The organism is Cyclobacterium xiamenense, from assembly GCF_042140265.1.
In the GTDB taxonomy this organism is placed as follows: Bacteria; Bacteroidota; Bacteroidia; order Cytophagales; family Cyclobacteriaceae; genus Cyclobacterium; species Cyclobacterium xiamenense_A.
In genome coordinates this window covers 4,445,835-4,457,636 of sequence record NZ_CP159481.1, presented here as the reverse complement: position 1 = coordinate 4,457,636, position 11,802 = coordinate 4,445,835, and the positions used below count along the sequence as shown (strand labels likewise).

General features: G+C 43.6%; 10 protein-coding genes. 7 read left to right on the top strand and 3 right to left on the bottom strand.

Going from position 1 to position 11,802, the window contains the following annotated elements; all coding sequences use genetic code 11:
* Positions 1-4 precede the first annotated feature (4 nt).
* From ABWH99_RS18235 to ABWH99_RS18225, 3 genes are all read right to left on the bottom strand, one after another.
* Positions 5-880, bottom strand: a complete 876-nt coding sequence (locus ABWH99_RS18235; RefSeq protein ID WP_375583249.1) for a phage tail protein — start codon at positions 878-880, stop codon at positions 5-7.
* Between the two features lie 114 nt (positions 881-994).
* Positions 995-3,805: a helix-turn-helix domain-containing protein gene (locus tag ABWH99_RS18230; protein WP_375583248.1), complete on the bottom strand. Its 2,811-nt coding sequence runs from the start codon at positions 3,803-3,805 to the stop codon at positions 995-997.
* Between the two features lie 988 nt (positions 3,806-4,793).
* The gene (locus ABWH99_RS18225; RefSeq protein ID WP_375583247.1) at positions 4,794-5,120 is read right to left on the bottom strand and encodes a hypothetical protein; all 327 of its coding nucleotides are present in this window, start codon (positions 5,118-5,120) and stop codon (positions 4,794-4,796) included.
* A gap of 110 nt (positions 5,121-5,230) precedes the next feature.
* Here ABWH99_RS18225 and ABWH99_RS18220 point away from each other — a divergent pair, with 110 nt between their 5' ends.
* From ABWH99_RS18220 to ABWH99_RS18190, 7 genes are all read left to right on the top strand, one after another.
* A complete protein-coding gene (locus ABWH99_RS18220; RefSeq protein ID WP_375583246.1) occupies positions 5,231-5,782 on the top strand; it encodes a MarR family winged helix-turn-helix transcriptional regulator in 552 nt (183 codons plus the stop codon).
* A 163-nt stretch (positions 5,783-5,945) separates the two neighbouring features.
* Entirely contained in the window at positions 5,946-6,698 is a 753-nt protein-coding gene (locus tag ABWH99_RS18215) for a class I SAM-dependent methyltransferase (RefSeq protein ID WP_375583245.1), read from the top strand.
* A gap of 273 nt (positions 6,699-6,971) precedes the next feature.
* Complete coding sequence (locus ABWH99_RS18210; protein ID WP_375583244.1) at positions 6,972-7,514, top strand: DsrE family protein; 543 nt, start codon at positions 6,972-6,974, stop codon at positions 7,512-7,514.
* Between the two features lie 1,049 nt (positions 7,515-8,563).
* Positions 8,564-9,316, top strand: a complete 753-nt coding sequence (locus ABWH99_RS18205; protein WP_375583243.1) for a DJ-1/PfpI family protein — start codon at positions 8,564-8,566, stop codon at positions 9,314-9,316.
* Between the two features lie 139 nt (positions 9,317-9,455).
* The gene (locus ABWH99_RS18200; protein ID WP_375583242.1) at positions 9,456-9,956 is read left to right on the top strand and encodes a hypothetical protein; all 501 of its coding nucleotides are present in this window, start codon (positions 9,456-9,458) and stop codon (positions 9,954-9,956) included.
* The gene (locus ABWH99_RS18195) at positions 9,953-10,774 is read left to right on the top strand and encodes an SDR family oxidoreductase (protein ID WP_375583241.1); all 822 of its coding nucleotides are present in this window, start codon (positions 9,953-9,955) and stop codon (positions 10,772-10,774) included. The genes ABWH99_RS18200 and ABWH99_RS18195 overlap by 4 nt, the downstream gene beginning before the upstream one ends.
* A 59-nt stretch (positions 10,775-10,833) precedes the next feature.
* Entirely contained in the window at positions 10,834-11,745 is a 912-nt protein-coding gene (locus ABWH99_RS18190; RefSeq protein WP_375583240.1) for a helix-turn-helix domain-containing protein, read from the top strand.
* Positions 11,746-11,802 lie beyond the last annotated feature (57 nt).

Here is an 11,802-nt window from a genome sequence, read left to right as displayed (position 1 = left end):
CGGCTCAAAGCTTGATGATGTAATTTACACCCGTGTTGACAGGGCGTGTTTCATTTCCTCCGGTTTCGGCGGTACTTCCTTCTATCGGATGGGTGTGAGCCCCGTCACGCTGTGTAAAGAAATTGGTCATGTCACCGCCGTTGCTACGTATATAGCCTACAACTGAGCGATATAGTCCAGTTACTGCAGGTGTGCCATCTGATCGAATGGAATGCTGATGTTCTCCTCCCACTGCCTCCATATCAGCGCCCGCTTCATGACGATGTGCTCCCAGCATATCCGCTTGTGTCTGCAAAAGGTCCGGCCCTTCTTTTCCAAATTCCTGATTTTGACCGGTACCTCTTAAAAACATCCCCCTCAGATCGGGAACGGTCGCTTTGCCCAGCAGATTTCGCAGTCTTTCCGAACCTGCTATATTTGAGATATCCTGTCCGTGACATAGCACCCAGCCTTGGGGCGCGGTATCTCCAATATAAGGCATAATGGACCCGGTGGGCACTCCATTTCCTGCACTGACAGCGTAGGGAACCTGTTTTAGTTTCTCATCGGAGATACTCGTGGAGCCTTCTTCTATCTTTAGATAGGTTTCGTAATAGGCAATAAGCGGATAATGCTGCTGGCCTACCTCCAATACATAGGAAAAAACCCCAAAAGCATCCGTCTGAAGGTTTTCATTTACGTTTAGAATGGTTTCCTCTGTATTGTTTTCTGTCAGGTAATACAGGGTAAACCGCAAGGTAATATCTTCATTTGATCGGGCGTTGTTATTGGCATCTCTTGCAATGCCTTGTATTCCGATGCCTGCCTCATTGGCGATCATTTGAGAATACGCAACAAAAATCTGCCCCATTAAGCATAAAACGAATAGACCCTTTTTCATAATAAGTGGATTGAAATTCGTTGTAAATCTGGCCTTTTTGGAGGCAAAAAAATGTTGATTTTGGGTCAAAAAATGAAAGATTGGGGACATGAAACGCTGAATAACCCCTTGCGCTTAGGAGTTTTTTCGTTTCAGTAGCGCATTTCTATATTCCTTGGGAGTTTGCCCATAATGCTTTTTATAACAGTTGGTGAAGTAGCTGCTTGAATTAAACCCGACCTTAAAGGTGATTTCAGCAATGTTGAGATCGGAATAGGAAAGCAGCTGCTTGGCGTATGCTAGTCGTTTTTCCTTGATTAGTTCGTTGGGATTTTTTCCGATTAACTGATTGGTTTTACGATAGAGGCTCTTTCTACTCAAACATAAGGCCTCACTGAGTTGGCTAACGCCAAATTCCGGAGAGGACAGGTGCTGATTTACAACTCCCTCAATCTTTTCGGCAAATCCATCCAGCGATTCAGAAAGTGGTTCTACAGGTGGATCGAATGGGGAAGCGAGTCTATCCTGTTTTAGCCTGGAGTGGCGTTTCTCCTTACGGGATTTCTTTTGCCAAAAGAAGGCAAAAACCACTACGGCAAGCAGCGCGCTTCCAATCATGGTGGGCACCAGTAGTTCATGAATGGTATAGCGGTGTTGTATATGTAGGGGCAGATTTAGCATACCGACCACGCTACCCCGGCTATCTAGTGCCCTAATAATTAGTTCATCCTGTCGCTCCGGAAGGTCCACAAGGTGTAGCATGGGATCTTTCGACCTCTGCCAGCCCGCACTGTCAGATTTCCATCTGTATTCGAATGACGCGTATCCTCCCAAATTAAATAGCTTCAGGGAAAGTGTTGTGGGCTCGCCGGTGAGGATGATCGGTTTTTTTAAAAGTACCGCAGAAGTAATATCTTCCGAGAAGCTTCCATCCTGGGCTGTAATTACAGCGGCATTCCATTTAAGTGAATACGTACTATCTGCGTAATTTCTGTAAATGTTGGCCGGGTCGATTAAATTTATGCCTGCTACCCCTCCAAAATAAAGGATTCCTTCCTGATCTTGAAAGTGAGCTATGCGGTTAAACTCATCATCGGTCAGCCCATGTTCCTTTCCGTAGCGAACGGCTCTTTGTTCGGATGGATCAAACATAAAAAGCCCATCTTCGGACGGTATCCATAATCCTCCCTTATGGTCCTCGTAAACAGCGTGTAGTTCGCCACTGCTTATCCCATTGGATGCGTCAAAGCTGGTCAACTGCTTCTTTTCCGGATGCCATTGCAGCAACCCTTTTCCATGACTGGCGATCCAAAAAATGCCTTCCTTGTCTATGTGTAAGTGGTAAATGGGCGTGCCTTTGGTAAGAGTTACCAATGAATCATACACTCCCACTTGCCCACTAAACCCCTGCTTGAAATCAAAATGCTGTATACCTAAGGTGGTAGCCAATAAGAGGCCATCCTGTACAGGATGTATGTGGTTGACCCTTGCTATGGAGTCTGAAGGGATCAATGGGGGGGAAATAAAGCGTATCTGCCCTCCCAAGCTATCCAAAACAGCAAGGCCTACACTGGTCCCGAGCCAAACGGTGTTCTCAGGGTCTTCGTAGATGCTCCATATGTTCAAACTGGTGTAATCAAAGTGAGGTAGGAGAGGAAGTGTATAGATGGTAGGTTTCCCGTTCGCATCGTGAAACCGCATCAGGTAATGACCATCGGATAGCCAAAGGGAGGCTTCGTTTCCGGCATGGGCTGCCAGTGGATGCACGACAGGCGTGTCGTTGTAAAACGGTGATTCTCTTCCTTCATTGAATTGGTAATTAAATCTTCCCGAGTAACTGTTTGCGTACAATTTCCCCCTCCATTGGGCAATGCCCCGGAAGCTAAATGCATTGCCAAACCTATCCCTTCCCGTAAACAGTTTTTGCGCGATGGAAAATGTCGGCTTTATTGCAAAAACCCCGTCGTTTGTGCCCAGCCATAGCTGCCCAAAACGGTCCATAACGGCACATTTAATACCATGGGCTTTCGGGAAATCCTGTAGAAGAAAAGAGAAGTCTCTACTTTCTCTGGTCTTGCGATCCACGTGGGTGATGCGCCTTTTTTTTATATTCCATTGGGAAGAGCTTGTCGGGTCAAGAAAAATGTAGGATGTTTCAGGAAAGGAAGATACCGTAGGCGAGTATAGCAGGCTACGTAACATGGGGAAAAAGTAGGAAAGATCGTTTGATGCCACATTATGGATAGGGTAATAATCACCTTCCAAAGGTATCGTTTTCTCATAGGGAGGTAGTTCGGATTCTTTGATTGAAGTGAAAGTTCCCGTGCGACTTACCCTAAAGATGTCCTTTGACGTCCTAAAAAAGAAATTTTCAGTCGTAGAGAAGGCTGAGATGATAGGCGTTTGCGCGGGCGATTCGAACAATCGTGAGATCCGATCACCATCGGACAAAATGACCTCCTCTTCGGTTGTAATAAATAATAATTCTCCGTTTTTGGCCGGGATCAACGCCCGAATGGGATGGACAGAGACCCAGTCACCGTCTACCACCGTCAGCTCCTCCGTATCACAAAGCAATCGATAAAGATGGTAAGTATTCCACGGGTCAATACCGACTGCATAAACGGTACCTTTTTTATCTGAAGCAACAGAGGTGAAGTTAATAGAATTAGCTTCTTTTCCGATAGGAACAAAGCTTGTAAATTCCGTGCCGTCAAATCGTGTCAATGCACCTAACCCAGCGACCCAGAGATATCCATCCTGACTGATATATAGGTCATTGACCATGGAAGTAGACAGACCACTGTCGGTGGAAAAGTGACGAAAGCTCACGTCAATTAACTGACCAACTACCGACGACGTAGGGTACAACAAGCTGAATCCATACAAACACCATTTGAAAAAGAACCTTCTAATGAACTGAATATAGAAGTATAACCTTGTCATGGCATATACAATATTCTATTAAATACTGCTGGATAAATTTAAATAATTTGATCCTTGATTTCAAAAAGGATTGGCTTAAAATATTGTCACAACTAAAGATCTTCGGATCGAGTTGCTTTCAATCGGGCATAAACAGATTTCCATTTAATAGGCGGAAGGAAAGTGCCATGAAATCCCGTATTTGGATCCAGAAAGGTTTAAAGTGCTGCCGTCCCCGCCAAGGATTCGACACCCTTTTTATCTGGCGTTGGCAAAATACAGATAGGTTTCTGAGCTAATGGAATAAAGATCAGGGAAAAACTGCCAATCAATTGTATATCGGGCTTGGGAAACCGCAGGCTGAGTTACCGATCATTTACCAAGCTGTTGTAGCACACCAACGGTGTCGTAATCCGCCGCTGATTTGAACCTAGTTCGGACAGAAAGTACCACCGGCTGAAAGTCAAGTGGGGAGGATCTAGAAAAATGAGCAGAAGATGAACGGTAAAGGTTTTGATTGTCAACTGATGAGATTTTTTAAAGATTTTTCTTCGGACAATCCCCAAATCTACCCCTCCTGTTTTGGTTGGTATTTTGTACGTTCATAGCTATATGTTTTAGACAACAGAACCTACGTAACGCAGGCCGGTTTACCTAAGGGAAACCGGCTTATTTTGCTGTTAAGAGCACTTTTTTCTTAATTTAACAGGATTGGGTATAGCCCGGCGGTACCTTCCGGGCCAGGCTGTGGGAAAACCTGTGTGAACAGGTGCACGGAGAAGCGATTACTAGCGATTTCAACGCCTGGGGTTCCCTATGGGTGGAACGACTAAGACAAATCGTACTGATAAAGCTAGTTGGGATTCCTACAGATTTTTTTATACGGATGGAAGTTACATCCGCCTCCCAAAAGCCAAGTAGCCGCTTGGCTGCGGTTGGGCAGTCGTTGCGCCTCGTTAAGAAAAAAACAGCGTTCTACCGGGACGAAAGAACGCTGTTGAAATAGAAGTTACTTTTTGGGCAGAAGCCTTCCACTAACTGGTTCAAGGTCGTACATTACGAATGATTCGATAATGCTTTCCATGTCCTCATTTTCACCGTGGTCGTCCTTGCCTTGTTCGGTTTCAAGAAAATTGTAAAGGGTTTCCTTTTTGTCATAAGTTGCCCAGACAACTACGGAGTTTCTCTCGTTATCAACGCTGACTTGATAAGCGATAAGACCATCCGATTTTTTGTCCATTTTCTTCGTTGGAGCGGTAGCCATTCGGATTAAGTCTTCAAATTTCCCTGGTTTAGCAGTGGATACCGATACAAAAGTGTACGTTGGATTATTCATATTCATTGTAAATTTAATCTATAACTATGTTTCTGATGTAAATTTACAGAATTATTTCAATTCCACAATATATTTTGTAAATTTGTTCAGAATCGATGTAAAATATCAGGATGGAATACACATTACTTAAGGAATTAATAACGTATGTAGAGGAATATCAAGAGGGAAACCCTTCCATTAGCATCGAAGATTTCACAATTTGGCTTAACATCAAATTATTTACGAGCAAAGATAATGGGGGCCATTCCACACACGATGAATTGCTAATAGCTTTTAAATTGATGCATTTGAATAAAGCATTGAAAAGGCAAACGAAAAGCGTTTTGTCAGGTTCCCTTGTTTCTTCTATTGATGAGTACAGTTTTCTTTTACACTTAGATTATCAAGAAAGCTTCAGAAAAATGGAATTAGTGGAAATGCATAACCTTGAAGCACCAACAGGAATAGAAATTATTAAAAGACTGATAAAGAATAAGTTGGTAGAAGAGTTTCCAGACGAAGAAGATAAAAGAGCAAAAAGGATAAAGATAACAAAAAATGGAAGTAAAGAACTGAGCTTACTTAAACCAAAAATTGATTTGATTTTTACTAAATTCACAACGCCTTTGAACCTTAATGAAAAAATTAAGATTAGTGGAATTTTAGACAAATTGTCAAGATAAACAATTAACGAGGCATACACGGTGTATACGCAATAGCGGTTTAACGTAAACAACCGAACGAATTCGCTTACTATTTACTACCTGAATAACTAAAAAGTAAGTGAATTTAAATTCGTTACAGCTCCTACACAAAACCGTTGTGCGCAATCTAAATTAACGAAAAATGACAGAATTAGAACTGCTAATTGATTTGCATAAAAATTCGGAAAGACAAGGGCCAGGTAGCGAAAAAGACACCCTAAAAGCTCTTGATTTACTGAATTTGCCGACTGACCGAAAATTGAAAGTGGTGGATATTGGTTGTGGTTCAGGTGGACAGACGATTTTACTTGCTAAAAAAGTAAATGGACAAATAACCGCAGTTGACGTATTTCCGGAGTTTTTGAAGGAACTCAATGAGAAATCTCAAAATTTAGGGTTGACCGACAAAATCGTAACGCTTGAAAAATCAATGGACGATTTACCTTTTGCCGAAGGCGAATTTGACCTCATTTGGTCGGAAGGAGCGATTTATAACATTGGATTTGAACAGGGACTTAAAAAATGGAAGGATTATTTGAAAGTCGGTGGCTATTTGGCTGTAAGTGAAATCACTTGGATAACTCAAACCCGACCAGAAGAAATTGAAGAGTTTTGGAAAGCGGAATACCCAGAGGTCAACACTGCTTCCAACAAAATCAAACAATTGGAAAATAATGGCTATTCGCTTGTCGGATATTTTTATTTAGGTCAAGACAGTTGGATTGAGACCTATTACAAGCCAATGCAAGCAAGATTTGAGCACTTTCTGAAACGCAACAACTACTCAGAACTTGCAAGAAAAGTAGTTGAAGATAATCAAGCTGAAATCGACTTGTACCAAAAATTCAAGGACTACTATAGTTACGGATTTTACATAGCTCGGAAAAATGAATAAAAGGTGGCACACAAGATGGGGTGTGGGCTGTACGTAATGCGGGTTAAAGCGTCGATATAAACGTATTTGCCTGGATTAACTAACTGCTAAACGGAACGGGAAGTGCCCGAAATTGGTCAGCTTCGGGGAGCTACGAATCGCTACGTTGCAGGGCAATGAACCGCTAGTGGGCGTTTCCTGGAATTTTCCTATATTTAGGAGAGTTATGGTGACCGTCGCACGCGAAATAACCGCAAAGGTCCGCCTAGCCATTCGTATAGCCAGTTTCAAACCATGACGAAAACGGACTACAACGACAATTTGTTTTGCAAACAAGTCAATAAAAATAAAAAGGGAAAAAAAATGAAAAATGGACTTATTTTACTAGTAGCAGCAATTCTCATTTCTTCTTGCAACCAAGCGACAACGGACAATAACGGTATTGCACAGGAAGTTGGACCCTCACAAATCGTCGAAGAATCGAGAGACGGTGTCTTCATACATATTACGGAAAGTTACAATGACCCACACAAAGTACTGATGCCAATGAAAATGGCTGTAATGATGGCGGAAGACAAAGATGTTCTTGTTTATATGGATATTAACGCAGTAGAACTGTTAGTCAAGGACGCAAATGATTTGACGCATGAGGATTTTGAGACCTTTCAAACCTACTTAAAAATACTCTTAGAAAACGAAGTAGGAGTTTATGCTTGTCCGACCTGTTTGAAAGTGGCAGGATTCAATCCTGAAGACTTGCTTGAAGGCGTTCAGACCGCTCAAAAAGATAAATTCTTCAATTTCACCAAAGGACGCATCATCACACTGGATTATTAAAATCTAAAGAATTATCAGATGAACTAATACCAATCAACATAGAAAGCCATCACTACTTTTTTTGCAGTGGGATAGGCTTGGGAATTTGACAGGTTCTACCTGTCGGTTTTTGTTTTGACTTTTCCCATACCGATCCGAAATGGGAGTGGGCACTGGTTGAGATCAACCCACCGGGGATAGGAATGGCCGACCGAAACGGTTTTCAGCCTTGTCGAGTGCGCTCCCTTTTGTCTCTCTGCTTTGGGAGATTTTTTCCGAAGGAAAACCTTACGCCGCATTGCCAGGAGGGGGCAATCCGCCTGCTGCAGGATCAAATCAGTGCAAATGGGGATGTTAGCGTAGCCTTTGACCCCATCGCTTGTCTGGATAGCAAGGGGTGTCTGGATAGGTAAAACAGGCATCAATCCACTATAGCAGATAAAGGCAACGGTTCCTCGGGCTTCGCAGCTGCCAGGCATAGGCTGAGGTTCAAATTTACCCGCTCGGTATTTTTTCACCACACAGGAAGTATCGGCCGTTGGATTCGATTCCGCCCGTTTTGCCAGTTGCTTACGAAGTAGGTTACAGGTACGGGGGAGATAAATCCAGCTGGGCGTCAATTTGTACCGCAGCGGCCGTTTTTGGGGAATAAATTAAAACGCACAGGCGAGGGGAAGGCCTGTAGTTTCCCGATGCAAGGCGCCGCATGGCTCTTCGTTTTCGGGAGAGGGGGATATCCGGGCAGGATCACCGGAAAAGGGGGGCTGGTTCGCTGTATGCACCGAATCCAAACGCCGGTGTGCACGAGCCGTAGCCTTGGCTACGTTGCAGGGCACTGAGCCGCTAGTGGGTGTCCCCTGGATTTTTCCCTAGTCCGGGGAGGGATGAATACCGCCGAAATGGGAAGCAACCGCAAAGGATCCGGGTAGCCAGAAATTAGGCAAAACAGGGATCGACAATTTTTAAAAAAAGCCAACTTCCTGGATTTCATTTAGTCTTTCCGTGAAATCATTTAGTAACCTCAAGTGGTTCCGCTGATCTTTGTGGTACAAATAAAAAACGAGGTTCACATGCTTAGAAAGATATTCGGAATTGCGCCCACCAAAGAAAAGAGTGGCGCCGGTTTTATTCCTTCTCCTGTAGGAAGAACGTTTGGTGTTGATAAGGTGAGCGGCTACAAGGCGTCGGACTTTGGTGGCAAAAAATATACCGGGGAGAAGAAAGTATTGGTGCTTTGCACGGAGGAGCGTTATTTCAAAATGACCAACGGCAAGCAGTTTTCTACAGGAAACAACGTGCAAGAAACCATGGTACCCTTGATGCATTTAGTAAATGCCGGGTTTGATTTTGACGTGGTAACTCCAACGGGGAAAGCAGCTGTACTTGAAGAATGGTCGGTACCACAAAAAGATGAAGCGGTACTTGAATTCAGAAGCAAGCATGCGTCCAAATTCAATAAGCCACAGTCCTTAAAAAACCTGGTTGAAAGCAATGAATTAACGGAAGCATCTGATTACGTGGCCCTTTTTTTGCCGGGTGGGCATGGCTCTATGGTAGGTCTTCCTGACGATGAAAATGTAGGCAAACTACTTAGATGGATCAACGTGTCTGACCGATACCTGGTAGCTGTATGCCATGGGCCTGCAGCGATGATAGCTAAAGACAGGAAGAATGAACCCAATCCATACAAAGGCTACAAAATAGTGGCCTTTCCTGATAAATTTGATAAACAGTCGCCTTCGCTCGGCTACCTACCGGGGCAGCTTCCCTGGTTTCAGTGTGAAGCACTTGAAAAAGAAAGGCATTACGGTTATAAACGATAAGATAACCGGTGCTACGCATATAGACCGAAAGCTGATCTCTGGTGACAGTCCAAAAGCCTGTGATGAGCTAGGGAAGATCACGGTTGAAGCGCTTTTCAAAGAGCTACAGGTCAATTGATACCCTTTAAACGAATTCAAGATGGGAGTCCTGAAGCACTTTGAAAGTTACATAGCAGCGCAGAAAGCAACGGGAATGCAGTTCGTCATTTTTGGTGTATTGCTTCTCATCGCAGGTATACTGCTGCATTTTAGCCAGTTGACCCCCATTACCCAGGGTTTAAGAAATGGTTTTTTTGTAACAAGCATGCTCCTTCTAGCCAGCGGGGTAGGTTTTATTGCGAATCAGAACACACTTCTGCAAACAAAAACGGAGACCTATCAAACGAACCAACAGGAGTTCAGGCAGCAGGAAATTGAGCGGATGCAAGGCGTGAATAAACGTGTGCCTGCGATAGTCAAAGGCCTGGCTGTCGCGCTTATACTGGCCCTGCTTGCATTAATTTTGATTGGCATTCAGCCATTGTGGAAGGGAGTACTATTCAGTGTCCTTATCTATCTTCTGGGACTTTTAATTCTTGAGTCCATCTCCTACCTATCCGTCAAAACCTATTTGGAATCTCTCTTAAACGATGCAACATGAACAAAACACTATTGGTGACCGGAGCAAGCTCTGGAATCGGCAAAGCGACTGCTAAACTGTTTCAAGAAAAGGGCTGGAATGTGATCGCTACCATGCGGACTCCTGAAAAGGAAACGGAATTAACAAGCCTTTCGAACGTACGGGTAACCAAACTGGACGTACTGGAACCCGACACCATCGATCGTGCGCTGCGGGAAGGTGTTGAGCAATTTGGTAAAATAGATGTTGTGCTCAACAATGCAGGATATGGCTTGATGGGAACCTTCGAATCTGCCAAACGAGAGCGTATTATCCGTCAATTTGGTGTAAACGTGCAAGGACTTTTTGACGTTACTCAAAAGATTCTACCTCATTTTCGAAAAAATAAGGAGGGCATGTTCATCAATATATCGTCTATTGGTGGGAGAATGACGTTTCCTTTAATGCCGCTTTATCATGCTACCAAATGGGCTGTAGAAGGGTTTTCTGAATCGTTACGATGGGAAATGGCTGCTATTGGAGTAAAAGTAAAGTTGGTCGAACCCGGTGCCGTGGCTACTGATTTTGGCGGTCGTTCCATGGACATGCAACACAATCCTGCACTTACCGAGTACAATGACTTCGTAGAACACTTGATGAAAGCGATGCAGGCCTCCATGGATCCTGCAAACATGAGCAAGCCCGAACAAATTGCAGCGGTCATTTATACGGCTGCTACCGATGGCAAAGACACGTTACGGTACAGAGCAGGAGCAGATGCCTTGCAGGTATTGGATGCACGATCCAACCTGTCGGATGAGGAATTCTTTGCGATGCAGAAGCAACAGCTTGGCTTGTAAAATTTAATCAGCGTATAGGAGGTATAGTCATGCCATACCCCTTATTTTTGGGAAGTACCATGAAATCGTTTGAAATAAACACCATCAGTCAGGCGCATCAAGCTGTAGGGCTTCCTGCACCTAAGCACCCATTGGTTTCAGTAGTGAAGGCAGTAGATTTTAGGCCCACCATAGACTTCAGTGGTTTAAAGGTGATCAATAACCTGTATCAGATTACCCTAAAACAGCCAGGCTGTGGGAATCTGGTATACGGGAAAAACTCCTATGATTACGAGGAAGGTACGTTGGTATTCATTTCTCCCGGTCAGGTTACGACTTTTGAGGGGGAAATGCCAAGGGATGACGATGCGAACAAAGGCTGGACGTTGGCTTTTCATCCGGATTTGATTCGGAAATCGAGTTTGGCCGACAAAATGAGTCAATATTCATTTTTCAACTACGAGGTGAATGAAGCCCTGCATCTTTCGGAAGAAGAGCTCGTCACGATCGAAGATATTTTGGATAAAATCGTAAAGGAATACAGTCAAAACTTAGACAAGCACAGTCAGAACCTTATCGTTTCGAATATTGAATTGTTACTCGACTATTGCACAAGGTTCTACGACAGGCAGTTTTACACCCGGTCGAATATGAATCTGGATTATGTCTCAAAATTTGAGAAGCTTTTAAAAAGGTATTACGACGGGGAAGCGGTGGTTGAAATGGGTATGGCTACCGTTAAATATATTGCGAACGAGCTGAACTTCTCGTCAAGTTACTTAAGCGATTTGTTGAAGAAAGAAACAGGGAAAACTGCTCAAGAACACATACATCTTTTCGTTATTGAAAAAGCAAAAAATAGACTGCTAAATTCCGAAATTTCAATTAGTGAAATTGGCTACTCTCTGGGCTTTGAATACCCGCAACATTTTAGTAACCTGTTCAAGTCAAAAACAGGAATGAGTCCGAGTGAATATCGAAAATTGAATTGAAACACGCTAGCTGTTAACCAAGTTTTCTGATGGCTGGGACAGCCTGGTCTGCCTGCA